Genomic DNA, 13126 nt, shown 5'->3' with positions numbered 1-13126 from the left:
ACCATGCGCAAGATCATCATTTGCACGTTCCTGTCGCTGGACGGCGTCATGCAGGCGCCGGGCGGTCCGGACGAGGACGCTGAGAGCGGCTTCGAGCACGGTGGCTGGCAGAAGCCGGTGTCCGACGACGAGGTCGGCGCGGCCATCGCCGGTTGGTACGAGCCCTCCGACGCGATGCTGCTCGGCCGCAAGACGTACGAGATCTTCGCGGCGTACTGGCCGACCGCCGATCCCGGCAACCCGTTCACCGAGCGGATGAACAGCATGCGCAAGTACGTGGCGTCCCGGACCCTGACGTCCCTGGAGTGGGAGAACTCCACGCTGCTGGAGGGCGACGTCGCCGACGCCGTGCGGGAACTGAAGGCGTCCGACGGCGGCGACATCAACGTCGTCGGCAGCGGCGACCTCGCCCAGACGCTCATGCGGAACGACCTGGTCGACGAGTACCGGCTGACCATCCATCCGGTGATCATCGGCACCGGCAAGCGGCTGTTCGCCGACGGGGCGGTCCCGACCTCTCTGGAGCCGGTCAGTGTCTCGACGACGAAAAGCGGCACCGTCGTCGGCACCTACCGGCCGACCGGCAAGCCCAGCTACGACAGCTACTAGGTGACAACAGGCCTGTCCATCGTGACAGCTACGAGCCTCGGCTCAAGAACCGTGCCGAAGCACGTAGCTGTCACTGGCAGAGCCGGATGACATGGCAAGGGGGACCGGTCGAAGCAGCCTGGTCGTCACCGGTGAGGCATGCGGCTTGTCACACACCCCGACTCGGAAGCGCTTCCGCCGAGCTACGGGAGAGGGCGTGCCAGGCCCGACAGTTCATTGGATCAGGTCGGTGTGTGGATGTTCGGGGGAGGCCGGGCAGACGTAGATCTGCATGTTGTCCGTGCTGCCCACTTCCACCCCCGTCGGCTGCGAGGGATTCTGGCCCGCGTAGGAGGAGTCGGCGAGGGCGGCGGCCTGGTCCTCCTGCGGCGCCCAGCTGTGGCCTTCACCGCCGTCCCACTCCCAGGAAGCGATCGTCAGCAGCGGGACCATCTGCATCTGGCACACCGTGCAGTACCGGGGGTTCGGGTCGGTGCGGCCCCAAGGGGGCCAGCCGCCGACCTTCCAGCCGGGTGCGTTGCCCAGGTGAATGGAGTAGAAGTCGCGCGGATACTCCGCGTAGGAGCTGTCCACGTCGGCGCCGGCTGCCTGCCACCTGTTCCAGTCCTCCAGCATCCGCTGCAGCTCCGGGCTCAGATCCAGGCTGTTGGGGTACTCGGTGATCGCCTCTGGCGCCAACACGCACGGCTCTGGCACGTAACCCGGAAAGTCCGCCTCGTACGGTTCCGGTGGTGTGGGGAGGATGTCGCCGACCTCAGCGGCCGACCGCCAGAACAGCGCGGTCGCCGGCTTGTAATCCGGTTCGTGCTCGTACGGGCACCAGAGAATCTGCAGCAGATCGGCTTGCCCGGGCGGCCGCAACAGGGGTATGTCGCGCAGGAACAGCTGAGCCACGGGCAACATCGGGACCGGGCATTCGGCGGGCCAGGGAGGGCTGGCGTCGAGTCGTTCAGCGAGCCACGCGGCATTGCGTTCCTTGAGCGCTTCCTCCTCGGGCGTGAACGCGGGAGGCAGGTCATCAGGGCGCCACCGGGACTGCAAGCGTCTCTGGAGCCGCACTTCGGTCGGTGACCGGCGGAACCCAGTGTCCACATGCAGGTGCGCGTCTTCGCAGTGCGGCCACGGCTCCCCTGCCGGCCACAGTAACGGCCCACCGACCGAGCTGTCCCTGACCGACGGCGACCCCGGACGCGGATGCAGCCGGATGGCAGGCCGCGCCAACGGAGCCAGCTCGGGAAAGACCGCAGTCACCTCGACAGGCCGCGGCGGAGTAGTACGTATGAAACCCATGCCGGTGATCCTGCCACCAGCCACCGACAGTCCCCAGGGGCCTCAACCGGCGGCAGCGCTCAGCCGGCTACCACGCCCACCGACCCGGCCACGGTGACAACAGGTCTGCCCGGGGGGTTGAGGAACATCCGTGGCCGCCGGGCCTGCCGTTCGCACCTGCTCGTTTCGTCGGCAGTTCCCAGTCAGTACCGCAGCACCCCGGCCATGCCGTCCGCCGCACCGAGTGTGCCGTCCGGTACGAAGCGGACGTCGGCCCCGGTCTCCAGGCACTGTTCGACGATCTCGTCCACGATGTCCTCGCGGGAGTCGAGGTCGCCGGTCTCGGCGAGGATCAGATGGTCCCCGGCGTCGCGGACCGTCACCCGGTAGTTCTCCTCGACGGCCAGCAGCCGGACACGGCCGTCCCGGGCGCTCTGCCACAGCTCGTCGACACCGGCGGCGAACTCCCGCCGTCCACGGGCCGTTTCGAGGGCGCGGGTCACGGCGTCCGCGCTCCTGCGGGCCTCCGCCTCGACCACCGGCCGCACCGCCTGCCACACGACCTCGGGGGTCCCGTGGGCGAGCCCGCCGTGCGGGATGTGCACCGCGCCGCGGGTGGTGCCGCCGACCTCGTCCAGCAGGGAGAGGGCGGCCGGCTCGCCGGTGACGTACAGCTGCCTCGGATGGTCGCGCAGCACCGCGCTCATCGCGGTGTCGGCCTCGCGGAGGAACTGGCGCGTGCGTTCCTCCCGGAAGGCGCTCGGGGTGTCGCCGATCCGCTGCTGCCGCTCGGGGTCGAAGTTCTCCACGCGCCGGGTCAGCGGGAAGCCGCCGAGACGGGCCGCGGCGACCCGGTCGACGCCGCCGTTCCACAGCGTGACGCGGTCCGCGGCGAGCGACAGGACCCAGAAGGGCCGCCCTGCCGTCTGGGCGGAGACGAGGTTGCGGGTGAGGAAGGTGTCCGAGAGCACCACGCGTTCGGGTACGGACCTGGCCAGCGACCACACCTGGTGCTCGCCCGGAGCGGCGAAGATCGCCAGGCCGTCCTCGGCGTGAGTCAGGTCGACCTCGGTCAGAGCCCGGTCGAGGTGCCCGGCGACCTCGGCGCGTCGCTCGCGGGTGACGGCCGGATCAGCCTCCAGCTGCCTCTTGGCCTCGGCGACCATGGTGCGCAGCCGGACCTGGTCCTGGGCGTTGTAGGGATCGCGCCGGTGGGTCGGCGTCAGCACGGAGACCGCGGGATAAGGGCGCGGGCGCCGCAGCTCGGCAAGGGTCGCGGGACTCAGAACGCTCTCCATGACAGAACGATAGAGCGAATTCACGACGAAGGCATTTGGGGCAATCGATCTCATTCGCCGTCGCGGTCGGAGCCGCAGGAGCTGCCGTCCGGCGGCAGCGTTCCGTACAGCAGGAAGGCGTCGACCTTGCTGTGCACGCACTTCGACGAGCCGTAGCCGGTGTGGCCCTCGCCCCGGTTGTCGAGCACCACGGCCGACGATCCGAGCCGCCTCGCCGTCTCCACCGTCCAGCGGTACGGCGTGGCCGGGTCGCCCCGGGTGCCGACGAGCAGCATCCTCGGCGTCTCGACGTCCTTGACGTCGTCGCGGATGTAGTCGGTGCCCTTGGGGCGGCCGTAGCACATCAGCACCTGGGTGAGCCGGTACCGTCCGAACACCGGTGACGCCTGCTCGTAGCGGGCGCGCAGCCGGCCGAGGTCCTCGGTGACCTCCTTGGCGGCGGGGCGGTCGGGATCGTCCGCGCAGTTGACGGCCATCAGCGCCGCCGGCAGGTTGTCGAGGGGGATGTCCGCCGGGTCGGTGAGCCCGGCGTGCGGGGCGCGCCGCAGCGGCAGGGTGAAGCCCCCGGACAGGAACGCCTCCAGGCCCCGGGTGTCGCCGTCCTCGAGCAACTGGCCGACGGCCCTCTGCAGCGACGGCCACAGCTCCCTGCTGTAGAGGCCCTGCCCGAGGGCGCCCGCGAAGTCCTGACCGGTGAACGCCTCACCGAAGTCGGTCGGCAGCGGGTCCTTGTCGAGCGACTCGACCACCTGTACGACGTGCTGCCGGGCCTCTCGGGGATTCCGTCCGAACGGACAGGCGATGTCCTCGGTGCACCAGGTCAGGAAACTCTCCAGCGCGGTCTGCTGCCCCTGCGCGCTCGCCACGCCCTGGTCGGCCAGCGGCTCGGTCAGTGTGTCGACGCCGTCCAGTACCATCCTGCCGACCTTCTCGGGGTACTGGGCCGCGTACACCGCGCCGAGCCGGCTCCCGTAGGAGAAGCCCAGGTAGTTGAGCTTGTCGTCGCCGAGCGCGTCGCGCATGACGTCCAGGTCGCGGGCGGCGTTGACCGTGCCGATGTGGGGCAGGACCGGGCCCGAGTGCTCGGTGCACTCGGCCGCCGCCGCGCGCAGTTCTTCGAGCACGGCCCCGGGATCGGCCACCTCGGCGTTGCCGTCCGTCGCGTCCAGGGCGTTGTCCGAGGCGTTTCCGCAGCTCACCGGCGAGGAGCGGCCGACGCCGCGAGGGTCGAATGAGACGACGTCGTAGCCGTTCGTCAGGCCCATGAAGTCCTTGCCGCCCATGGCGAGTTGGGCCACGCCCTGACCGCCGGGGCCGCCGAAGTTCAGCAGGACCGAGCCCCGGGACCTGCCCGTGGCCCGGTAGCGGGCGACGGCGAGGTCGAGGGTGCCCTTGCCGGGCCTGGCGTAGTCGAGCGGGACGGTGACCTTCCCGCACTGGAGGTCCTTCGGCATGTCCATGCCCTCGCACCTCGACCATGTGACCTTCTGGTCGTAGAAGCGCGACAGGCCGGGCGGAGGGCCGTCGGCGGCGGGCAGTGCCGTGCCCAGCAGGGCGAGCCCGGCCGCGCCGGTGACCGCGCAGCGCCGTATCGAGGGGCGCGTGGACAGCTTGGCCAGCATCGATGCCTCCAGGGACGCGGGGCGACCCGCAGCGGACCGGGACGCCCTGGCTCACCATATGCGCGCCCCGAAGGCCTCGCCTCCGGGGCGGGAGGGGCCGCGCGGCGAAACGTGTCCGCGAGGCTCGCCCCCGTACGAGCCCGTGTGCGGAGCCGGTATACGAAGGGCTTTACCGCTAGTTCGACAACCGGCCCGCTCGATGGAGTGAAAGGCCGATAAGCCATAACTCGGACCGGGCGCTCGGCGTTCTCTCCGATGCGGGTGAGTGCCCGCGACGATGTCTGGAAGGCAGGGGTCCATGCGAAGGATGACCCGAAACGGAGTGATCGCCGTCGCCGCCGCCTCGGGCGCGATGGCCGTGACCGTTCCCGCGTACGCCGGTTCCGGCGCGGACGGCTCGGCGGCCGGCTCGCCGGGGGTGGTCTCCGGCAACACCGTCCAGCTGCCGGTGCACGTCCCGGTGAACGTGTGCGGGAACACCGTGAATCTGGTGGGGCTGCTGAACCCCGCCGCCGGCAACAGCTGCGCGAACCGGGACGAGGGGCGGGGCGGCCGGCCGGGCGGGTCCGGCGGCGCGGTCGCCGAGGGCAGCGGAAAGGGTTCGCCGGGAGTGATCTCGGGCAATGGCGTGCAGCTGCCGGTCGACCTCCCCGTCAACGTCACGGGCAACTCGGTCGACGTGGTCGGCATCGGCAACGCCTCGACCGGCAACGAGTCCTCGAACACCCCCGGCGACCACCGCCCGGTCCGTCCCCAGCATCCGCCGAAGCCGGTCCCGAAGCCGACCCCGCCTCCCCGGCCGAACCCGGCCCCCGAACCGGCTCCGCGCACCGTCCCGCACGCCAGGGGCGCCTTGGCCCACACGGGTACGGACCACGCCCTCCAGGCCGTGGCGGCGAGCGCGGCACTGCTCGCCGGGGGAGTGGTGCTGCGCCGGAGGTTCCGTCCGGGGGCGGACGGCTGACCCGCACGGGGGCTACACCGCCTCCGCCACCGCCGTGAGCAGCACCATCCCCGAGTCGCCGTGGTCCGGCAGGGTCGGGCTCATGTCGAGGCGGGTCACGTCCAGCTCCCGGGTCAGGGGCGCGAAGACCTCCGTGACGGTGGCCGGGTTCACCGGACAGCCCGGCCAGCGGGAGGCCGGCCCGATGCGGTACGTCGGCATGTTCTCCATGAAGGCGGCGACCAGGCGGCCGCCCGGCCGGACCGTGCGGACGAAGGTGCGGCAGAAATCGGCGAACTCGGCGAAGTCCTCCGTCGCGCCCTCGGCGACGAAGTGCATGGAGGCGAGTTCGTACGCACCCCGTGGCAGGGACCGGACGTCGGCGTGGACGACGTCGACCGGCGCCAGCGCCCCGGCCAGGGTCGCCGGAACCTCGGGGTTGAGTTCCCGGCACAGCGCGTGGAACGGCAGCCAGCTCGCGTCGGGACGGTGACAGATCTGGTCCGTGAGGTAAGCGACGTTGCTCGCGCCCGCCTCGACGGCGTCGATCCCGCGGCTCGCGGCGGACGCGAGCATCAGCGCGTAGAGGTTGGGGCCCGCCCCGAACTCCACCGAGCGATCGATGCCGCCGGGCGGAAGGCGCCGGTAGAAGGCGCTGTGGTGCGCGATGACCGCCGCGTCCCAGGGATGCACCTCGCGGTAGTTCTCCGCGAGGTAGTCGGCAACCGGCCAGCGGTCCCAGTCCACGTCGTCGTTGTGCGTCGTCATGGTCGGCCAGTCTTTCAGCCGCAGCGGGATGCGTGGTCGGAGGCGGCCGGCGCGACGTAGATGTCCCCCATCGTGCCTCCCCCTGTCGGGGAGACCGGGGTGTACGCCTGGTCGTACGCCTGGGTCCAGTGAAATCGATCATAGGTTCGCCCGAGTGGCCCTGCATCTCGGGCAGCCGCCCGCCGGGCCGGGCGCGTCGAGGCCCTCAGTTGCGTCCGAGGTGGAACCTGACGTGCAACTCCCTTACCTGACTGCTCAGTTCTGGTATGGGGCCCTCCACGGCTACATGGGGTGCCACCTCGCGCACGGGGAGTGGACGGACCGGCGGCTCGGGGGCACCCAGCTCGCTCAGCCAGGAGCCGAGCTGTTCGGACGAGGCGACGTAGACGATCCGGCCGAGGCCGACCCAGGCGTGGGCGGCCGCGCACATCGGGCAGTGTTCGCCGGAGGTGTAGACCGTGGCGGCCGCCCGTTCCCCGGGCGTGAGGTGCGCCGCCGACCAGCGGGCCAGCTCGAACTCGGGGTGCCTGGTGCGGTCGCCCGAGGCCACCCGGTTGTGGTCCTCGCCGAGGACGGTTCCGTCACCGCCCACCAGGACCGAACCGAACGGTTCGTCCCCGGCCTCAAGGGCTTCGGCCGCGAGTTCCACGCAGCGGCGCAGATACGGCAGTTCCGTGTCCTTCACGACCATAGGGCCGGCCCTTCGCGAGACGATGTGATCACAAGGACCTTATGGCGCCTGCACATCTGAGGAAAGGAACGGGGCTGCGGGCCGGGAGGGGCAGTCGCCGCGAGCAAAATCCTTTGCCTTCCCGCCCGGTGCCTGCTGGGGTCTGCCCATGGAACATGCTGCGTTGCTTGCCCTGTTCGACCGTGACCTACGTGCCGGAGCCCGGCCGGACGGTCCCGGTGCCCGGGCCGAGCGGACCGGCGGTGTCGTGCGCCAGGTCGCCTCCGTGGGGGGCTGGAACGGCATCGTGTGGTCCGACCTCGACGAGGCCGGGGCGGACGCGGCGATCGCCGGGCAGATCAGCCACTACACCGGGCTCGGCCTCGACTTCGAGTGGAAGCTGTACGGGCACGACCGGCCGGCCGACCTCGGGCGGCGGCTGCGCGCGGCGGGGTTCACGCCCGGGGCCGAGGAGACGCTGATGATCGGCGAGGTCGGCGCTCTCGCCCTCGACGCCGAGCTGCCCGAGGGCGTGCGCGTCGTGCCGGTCACCGACCCGGCGGGCGTCGACCATGTGGCCGACGTTCACGAGAAGGCGTTCGGCGCGGACAGCTCCTGGCTGCGACACCAGCTCCTCGCCCGGCTGTCGGCGGACCCGGACACCGTCGTCGCCGTCGTGGCCATGGCCGGCGACCAGCCGGTGAGCGCGGCCCGCATGGAACTCGTGCCCGGCACCCCCTTCGCCGGTCTGTGGGGCGGCGGCACTGCCCCGGGCTGGCGTGGCCAGGGCATCTACCGCTCCCTGGTCGCCCACCGCGCCCGGGCCGCCGCGGCCCGCGGCTACCGCTACCTGCAGGTCGACGCCTCCAGCGAGAGCCGGCCGATCCTGGAACGGCTCGGCTTCGCGGCGCTGACGACCACGACGCCGTACGAGTACACGATCTAGAGGAGCTGTCTCCTCGGTGTTCAGTGACGGGACGGTGCCGGTCGGGTGCCGGACCTGACGCATCCGCCCGATGAGGTCACGCTCATTGCATGCCTCCCTCACAAGACTGGTTGCACCGCCTCTATGATCGACCGGCCGCAGAACGACAACAGGTGGAGGGCGGATGCCTGGTCAGGTCGCCGCAGTGAGCCGTAACGATGTGTACTCGTTCAGCAAGCCCAATCGCGATTCCATCACGTTGCTCACGGGTCTCGGAGTGGAAGGAGACGTTCACGCAGGTGAGACGATCCGCCACCAGTTCCGCATGACCTACGAACCGGACCTGCCCAACCTGCGCCAGGTCCACCTGATGCACGAGGAACTCTTCGACGAATTCGCGCTCAAGGGCTTCGAGGTCTCTGCGGGTCAGCTCGGCGAGAACATCACCACCCGCGGGGTGGACCTGTTGGGCCTGCCCACCGGCGCTCTGCTCCATCTCGGGGAGCAGGCGGTGCTCGAGGTGACAGGACTGCGCAACCCGTGCTCGAAGATCAACGACTTCCGCAAGGGGCTGCTCGGTGAGGTCTTCGTCATGGACCCGTTGTCCGGCGAGTTCACCTTCAAGTGTGGCGTCATGGCTGTGGTCCGCCGTGGAGGGACCGTCCGCCCCGACGATTCCATCCGGGTCGAGCCCCCGCCCCTCCCTCACCGCCCGCTGGAACGGGTCTAGGTTCTTGTTCCGTGGTCATCGGCGTGCCCGGATGAGGGTGGCAACGAGGCGGACAGCGGCGAGGATCGTCTCCAGAGAGACACGCGCCAGCCGTACGGCGCGCAGATGGTGCGCGGGCTCCGGAAGCGGATGTCACATACGGGTCCGTCCGACTCGTCGCACTGTCATGACGACGAACGACGAGAGTCAGAGCATCCTCCTCGCCGGCGCGAGCGGCGTTCTCGGCCGGCACATCACGCACGCCCTGACCGAGGCGGGCCACAAGGTCACCGGCCTCGGCCGCGGCGCGGAGAACGGCCTGCGTGCCGACCTCCTGGACCGCGACGCGCTGCTGCGCGCCGTCGACGGACACCACTTCGACACCGTGATCCACGCCGCGACCGCCCTGCGCAAACCCCCCATGCGCGACCGCGACATGTACGTCACCGACGCGTTGCGCACCCAGGGCACGGCCCACCTGGTCGAGGCCGCCCGGGCCACCGGAACCCGCCGGTTCGTCGTGGAGTCGATGGCCTTCGGGTACGGCTACGGCGACCACGGCGCCCGCCCGCTCACCGAGGACCACCCCTTCGGCCCGCCCGGCCGTACACCGCGCCTGGAACGGCACCTCGCGGCCATGCGGACCAAGGAGAGACTCGCCTTCGAGGCGCAGGCGCTGGAGGGCGTGGCTCTCCGCTTCGGCCTCTTCTACGGCCCCGGCGGCACCGATGCCCTGCTGCCACTGCTGCGCCGGCGGCAGCTGCCCGTGCCCAGCGACCGGGGTCGCGTGCTGCCTTGGGTGGAGCTCACCGACGCCGCTCGTGCGGTGGTCGCCGCCGTGGAACGCGGTCGGCCGGGGCAGGCCTACAACATCGCGGACCTCACCCCGATGGGTTTCCGCACGCACATCGAGGCCGTGGCCCGGGCCTTCGGACTGTCGAAGCCGATGACCGTACCGCTGTGGCTGATGAAACCCATGTCGTACGCGCACACCATGATGTCGTCCCGGCTCCGCCTGTCCTGTGCCAAGGCGGAACGCGAGCTCGGCTGGAGGCCGCTCCACGCGTCGAGCGGTGAGGGGCTCGCCGCGATGCGGTCGGCCGGTCACCGCTGAGGCTCCCGGGCCCGGTCTCGGGTGGCGGCGAGCAGGGCGTGAAAGGGCCGGTCCGGGACGCGGACCGGCCTTCGATTCCCTTCCGGCGGGTGCTACGGCCTGGGCGAGGCCTTCGCCGCCGTCCCGGCGCACACCAGCCCCAGGATCACGGCCAGTGCGCCGATGATGATGTTGTTCCACACGACACCGGCGTCCGGGCTGTCGCCGACGATCCAGGGCGAGATGATCATCCACACCCCGAGGGCGCACATGGCCCAGCTCAGGCCGTACATGCGCTCCGGAGCGCGAGTGAACCCGAGCGCCAGCAGGCCGATCGCGATACCCATGATCAGGTTGTGGGGCACGAGTGCCGGCTGGCTTGTCGTGTAGTGAACTATCCACGGGGAGGCGGCGCAGTACAGACCGAGCAGGAACACCGGTCCGTCCACGAGCGCCACATCACGGCCGCCGAGCACGCGGGCGTAACGGTCCCGCATCTCGGAGGCGTCGGGGTGGGTGGTGATGTCACCTCTGGTGTGCGAGACGTTGGCCATGACTCGTCTCCTTCATGGTGCAGGGCGACCGCGTCTGGAGGGGTTGTGCGGTGAACGCCGCGTAAGCGTCATTCTGCTCTTATTTTCCCTTTATGTGTAGAGCTCGGGGGAGGGTGCGGAAGCTACCGGCGGTACATGTCCGGGCGGATCGGGGGCATCCGGACGGGTACGACAGCGACCGATCGACGTCGCCCGACGGGGGCGGCGCGGGACAGGGGAGGGCAGCGGACGTGACTGCGGCCATCAGTGCGAAGGTGTTGGAGCGGTTCCCGGCGGGGTCTCCGCGCGGATCGTGGCCCGCGGAGGAGTACGCGGCACGCCGCCGCGCCGAGGGAGAGCCGGCCACCGTCGTGATGGACCTGGAGACGGACGCCTTCCTCGTGGTCGTTCCGGCGGACGGCGACTGAGGCCGGCGCATACCGCGCAGCAACGGAGCGCGCCCCTCGGCTCGAGCCGAACCGGGAGGGCGCGCACGGTTTTTCCGGGGTGCCTTTTGTGAACGGGCCGGTCCGGGATACGAGATGAGCCGCGATTTCCTTGACGGCCCTCGACCTCCACTGCCACGATCCATGGCATGACCATGCGACTGGACCTCACGCGGCGACGCCATGTCGACCTCGCTCGTGTCTCCAGCGCTTCCTGTCGCGCCGCAGCCTGAGTCTTCCGGCTCGCCGCTTCTCCTCACCGCCGTATCCGCCGTGCCGTCGGCACGCCCTGAGCGGTGATCTTCCCCCCGCCTGAATTCGGCATTCTCGCATGCCCTTCGAACGTGGCGTCCCCGAGTTCGGCGGTGCCCCGCGCAGTCGCGCCTTCTCCCGGAAATGAGAGCCCATGGCCACCGTCCTGTCCGTCTCCGGCAGCCCCTCCGCCTCCTCCCGCACCAGCCGACTGCTGCGCCACCTGGACAAGCGGCTGGCGGCCCAGGGTCATGACGTGATCCCGCTCGACGTCCGCACCATCCCCGCCGAGGCCCTGCTCGGCGCCGACTTCCGTCACCCCGCCATCGTCGAGGCCACCGAACTGTTCGCCCGGGCCGACGGCGTCGTCATCGGCACACCCGTCTACAAGGCGTCCTACTCCGGTGTGCTGAAGGCCCTGCTGGACCTGCTCCCGCAGTACGCCCTCACCGGCAAGACCGTGCTGCCGCTCGCCACCGGCGGCAGTGTCGCCCATGTCCTGGCCATCGACTACGCCCTGCGCCCGGTCCTCAACTCCATGGGCGCGGCCCACATCGTGCAGGGCTGGTTCACCCTCGACAAGCACCTCACCGCTCACGACGACGGTTCCCTGACCGTCGCGCCGGACGCCACCGAGGCCCTGGACCAGGTGGTCGACCAGTTCTCCGCGGCGCTGGGCCGCACCCCGCTGCTGGCCGTGGCGGGCTGACGCCGCCCGCCGCCGCACGTACGTCCCCCTCGATCGGAGTTCCCCGTGTCCCTCACGTTCCACTGGTTCCTGCCCACCAACGGCGACAGCCGTCATGTCGTCGGCGGCGGTCATGGCACCCCGGCCACCGCGTCCGGGCGGGACCGGCCGCCGACGGTCGCCTACCTGAGCCAGATCGCCCGGGCCGCCGAGGAAGTGGGTTTCGCGGGAGCGCTCACGCCCACCGGTGCCTGGTGCGAGGACGCCTGGCTCACCACCGCGATGGTCGCCCAGCACACCGAACGCCTGAAGTTCCTCGTCGCCTTCCGGCCCGGCCTGATCTCGCCCACGCTCGCCGCGCAGATGGCCGCCACCTTCCAGCGGCAGACCGGCGGGCGGCTGCTGCTCAACGTCGTGACCGGCGGCGAGAACAAGGAGCAGCGCGCCTTCGGTGACTTCCTCGACAAGGACGGCCGGTACCGCCGCACCGGCGAGTTCCTGCACGTCGTACGGGAGTTGTGGCAGGGCGGCACCGTCGACCTGCGGGGCGAGCACGTCCGGGTGGAGGAGGCGGCGCTGGCCCGGGTGCCCGACCCCGTGCCCGAGGTGTACTTCGGCGGCTCCTCGCCCATCGCGGGTGAGATCGCCGCCCGGCACGCCGACGTCTACCTCACCTGGGGCGAACCCCCGGCTCAGGTCGCCGAGAAGATCGCCCGGCTCAGGTCGCTGGCCGAAGCCCAGGGCCGCACCCTGCGCTTCGGCATCCGGCTGCACGTCATCACCCGGGACACCGCCGAGCAGGCCTGGGCCGAAGCGGACCGGCTGCTCGACGGCTTCGATCCGGAGACGGTGGCGTCGGTGCAGGCCGGTCTCTCCCGCAGCGAGTCCGAGGGGCAGCAGCGCATGCTCGCCCTGCACGGCGGCCGCCGCGACCGCCTGGAGATCCACCCCAACCTGTGGGCCGGGATCGGCCTGGTGCGCGGCGGGGCGGGCACCGCCCTGGTCGGCAGCCACGACGAGGTCGCCGAGCGGATCAAGGAGTACCACGCGCTGGGCATCGACGAGTTCATCCTCTCCGGCTATCCGCATCTGGAGGAGGCGTACTGGTTCGGCGAGGGAGTCCTGCCGCGCCTGGCCGCGCAGGGACTGTGGCGGCACCCCGCGGGCAGTCGGGACACGCCCGTCGCCGCGGCCCCCTTCGTGCCGGTCGCGAGCTGACACCCCGTCCGTTCCGTCACCGGAGATCAGAGACCAGAGATTTGAGACCTGAGACCTGAGACCGGAGACCTGAGACGGAGATC

General features: G+C 70.8%; 15 protein-coding genes. 9 read left to right on the top strand and 6 right to left on the bottom strand.

Going from position 1 to position 13126, the window contains the following annotated elements; genetic code table 11:
* Positions 1 to 3: 3 nt before the first annotated feature.
* The gene (locus tag FDO69_RS34910; RefSeq protein ID WP_104786489.1) at positions 4 to 609 is read left to right on the top strand and encodes a dihydrofolate reductase family protein; all 606 of its coding nucleotides are present in this window, start codon (positions 4 to 6) and stop codon (positions 607 to 609) included.
* 213 nt (positions 610 to 822) lie between these two features.
* Here FDO69_RS34910 and FDO69_RS34905 read toward each other — a convergent pair whose 3' ends face one another.
* From FDO69_RS34905 to FDO69_RS34895, 3 genes are all read right to left on the bottom strand, one after another.
* The gene (locus FDO69_RS34905) at positions 823 to 1899 is read right to left on the bottom strand and encodes a hypothetical protein (RefSeq protein ID WP_104786487.1); all 1077 of its coding nucleotides are present in this window, start codon (positions 1897 to 1899) and stop codon (positions 823 to 825) included.
* Between the two features lie 182 nt (positions 1900 to 2081).
* On the bottom strand, positions 2082 to 3176 hold the full coding sequence (locus FDO69_RS34900) for a baeRF3 domain-containing protein (protein ID WP_104786484.1): 1095 nt from the start codon (positions 3174 to 3176) through the stop codon (positions 2082 to 2084).
* A 50-nt stretch (positions 3177 to 3226) separates the two neighbouring features.
* Positions 3227 to 4798, bottom strand: coding sequence for an alpha/beta hydrolase (locus FDO69_RS34895; RefSeq protein WP_104786481.1), 1572 nt, complete (start codon positions 4796 to 4798; stop codon positions 3227 to 3229).
* Positions 4799 to 5096: 298 nt separating this feature from the next.
* On the opposite strand from FDO69_RS34895, the gene FDO69_RS34890 reads away from it, so the two are divergent.
* Positions 5097 to 5762, top strand: coding sequence for a chaplin (locus FDO69_RS34890; RefSeq protein WP_104786478.1), 666 nt, complete (start codon positions 5097 to 5099; stop codon positions 5760 to 5762).
* A 12-nt stretch (positions 5763 to 5774) separates the two neighbouring features.
* Here FDO69_RS34890 and FDO69_RS34885 read toward each other — a convergent pair whose 3' ends face one another.
* Positions 5775 to 6509 (bottom strand): class I SAM-dependent methyltransferase, encoded by a 735-nt coding sequence (locus tag FDO69_RS34885; RefSeq protein WP_104786476.1) that lies wholly within the window; start codon positions 6507 to 6509, stop codon positions 5775 to 5777.
* 205 nt (positions 6510 to 6714) lie between these two features.
* Positions 6715 to 7200 (bottom strand): nucleoside deaminase, encoded by a 486-nt coding sequence (locus FDO69_RS34880; protein ID WP_104786473.1) that lies wholly within the window; start codon positions 7198 to 7200, stop codon positions 6715 to 6717.
* 148 nt (positions 7201 to 7348) lie between these two features.
* On the opposite strand from FDO69_RS34880, the gene FDO69_RS34875 reads away from it, so the two are divergent.
* From FDO69_RS34875 to FDO69_RS34865, 3 genes are all read left to right on the top strand, one after another.
* A complete protein-coding gene (locus tag FDO69_RS34875; protein ID WP_104786471.1) occupies positions 7349 to 8125 on the top strand; it encodes a GNAT family N-acetyltransferase in 777 nt (258 codons plus the stop codon).
* A 163-nt stretch (positions 8126 to 8288) separates the two neighbouring features.
* The gene (locus FDO69_RS34870) at positions 8289 to 8834 is read left to right on the top strand and encodes an MOSC domain-containing protein (RefSeq protein WP_104786468.1); all 546 of its coding nucleotides are present in this window, start codon (positions 8289 to 8291) and stop codon (positions 8832 to 8834) included.
* A gap of 166 nt (positions 8835 to 9000) precedes the next feature.
* On the top strand, positions 9001 to 9927 hold the full coding sequence (locus FDO69_RS34865) for an NAD-dependent epimerase/dehydratase family protein (RefSeq protein WP_104786465.1): 927 nt from the start codon (positions 9001 to 9003) through the stop codon (positions 9925 to 9927).
* 92 nt (positions 9928 to 10019) lie between these two features.
* Here the strand turns inward: FDO69_RS34865 and FDO69_RS34860 are convergent, their stop codons facing one another.
* On the bottom strand, positions 10020 to 10460 hold the full coding sequence (locus FDO69_RS34860) for an SPW repeat protein (protein WP_104786462.1): 441 nt from the start codon (positions 10458 to 10460) through the stop codon (positions 10020 to 10022).
* A 230-nt stretch (positions 10461 to 10690) separates the two neighbouring features.
* On the opposite strand from FDO69_RS34860, the gene FDO69_RS41400 reads away from it, so the two are divergent.
* The 4 genes from FDO69_RS41400 (at position 10691) to FDO69_RS34850 (ending at position 13043) form a co-directional block, all read left to right on the top strand.
* The gene (locus tag FDO69_RS41400) at positions 10691 to 10867 is read left to right on the top strand and encodes a hypothetical protein (RefSeq protein ID WP_167526741.1); all 177 of its coding nucleotides are present in this window, start codon (positions 10691 to 10693) and stop codon (positions 10865 to 10867) included.
* A 167-nt stretch (positions 10868 to 11034) separates the two neighbouring features.
* On the top strand, positions 11035 to 11118 hold the full coding sequence (locus FDO69_RS43150) for a putative leader peptide (protein WP_350710819.1): 84 nt from the start codon (positions 11035 to 11037) through the stop codon (positions 11116 to 11118).
* Between the two features lie 173 nt (positions 11119 to 11291).
* The gene (gene ssuE, locus FDO69_RS34855; protein ID WP_104786459.1) at positions 11292 to 11846 is read left to right on the top strand and encodes an NADPH-dependent FMN reductase; all 555 of its coding nucleotides are present in this window, start codon (positions 11292 to 11294) and stop codon (positions 11844 to 11846) included.
* 45 nt (positions 11847 to 11891) lie between these two features.
* Positions 11892 to 13043, top strand: coding sequence for an LLM class flavin-dependent oxidoreductase (locus tag FDO69_RS34850; RefSeq protein WP_104786457.1), 1152 nt, complete (start codon positions 11892 to 11894; stop codon positions 13041 to 13043).
* The last annotated feature ends 83 nt before the right edge of the window (positions 13044 to 13126 follow it).

It is taken from the genome of Streptomyces tibetensis, from assembly GCF_007655005.1.
In the GTDB taxonomy this organism is placed as follows: domain Bacteria; phylum Actinomycetota; class Actinomycetes; order Streptomycetales; family Streptomycetaceae; genus Streptomyces; species Streptomyces tibetensis.
Note: the sequence above shows the minus strand (reverse complement) of the source record. Positions and strands in the feature narration are given on the sequence as shown.

Excerpts from the sequence above, each read along its gene's own strand:
- FDO69_RS34885 (WP_104786476.1), bottom strand. The coding sequence starts at position 6,509 with ATGACGACGCACAACGACGACGTGGACTGGGACCGCTGGCCGGTTGCC.
- FDO69_RS34875 (WP_104786471.1), top strand. The coding sequence starts at position 7,349 with ATGGAACATGCTGCGTTGCTTGCCCTGTTCGACCGTGACCTACGTGCC.
- ssuE (WP_104786459.1), top strand. The coding sequence starts at position 11,292 with ATGGCCACCGTCCTGTCCGTCTCCGGCAGCCCCTCCGCCTCCTCCCGC.
- FDO69_RS34890 (WP_104786478.1), top strand. The coding sequence starts at position 5,097 with ATGCGAAGGATGACCCGAAACGGAGTGATCGCCGTCGCCGCCGCCTCG.
- FDO69_RS34910 (WP_104786489.1), top strand. The coding sequence starts at position 4 with ATGCGCAAGATCATCATTTGCACGTTCCTGTCGCTGGACGGCGTCATG.
- FDO69_RS34900 (WP_104786484.1), bottom strand. The coding sequence starts at position 3,176 with ATGGAGAGCGTTCTGAGTCCCGCGACCCTTGCCGAGCTGCGGCGCCCG.
- FDO69_RS34860 (WP_104786462.1), bottom strand. The coding sequence starts at position 10,460 with ATGGCCAACGTCTCGCACACCAGAGGTGACATCACCACCCACCCCGAC.
- FDO69_RS34880 (WP_104786473.1), bottom strand. The coding sequence starts at position 7,200 with ATGGTCGTGAAGGACACGGAACTGCCGTATCTGCGCCGCTGCGTGGAA.
- FDO69_RS34895 (WP_104786481.1), bottom strand. The coding sequence starts at position 4,798 with ATGCTGGCCAAGCTGTCCACGCGCCCCTCGATACGGCGCTGCGCGGTC.
- FDO69_RS34870 (WP_104786468.1), top strand. The coding sequence starts at position 8,289 with ATGCCTGGTCAGGTCGCCGCAGTGAGCCGTAACGATGTGTACTCGTTC.
- FDO69_RS34905 (WP_104786487.1), bottom strand. The coding sequence starts at position 1,899 with ATGGGTTTCATACGTACTACTCCGCCGCGGCCTGTCGAGGTGACTGCG.
- FDO69_RS34865 (WP_104786465.1), top strand. The coding sequence starts at position 9,001 with ATGACGACGAACGACGAGAGTCAGAGCATCCTCCTCGCCGGCGCGAGC.
- FDO69_RS43150 (WP_350710819.1), top strand. The coding sequence starts at position 11,035 with ATGACCATGCGACTGGACCTCACGCGGCGACGCCATGTCGACCTCGCT.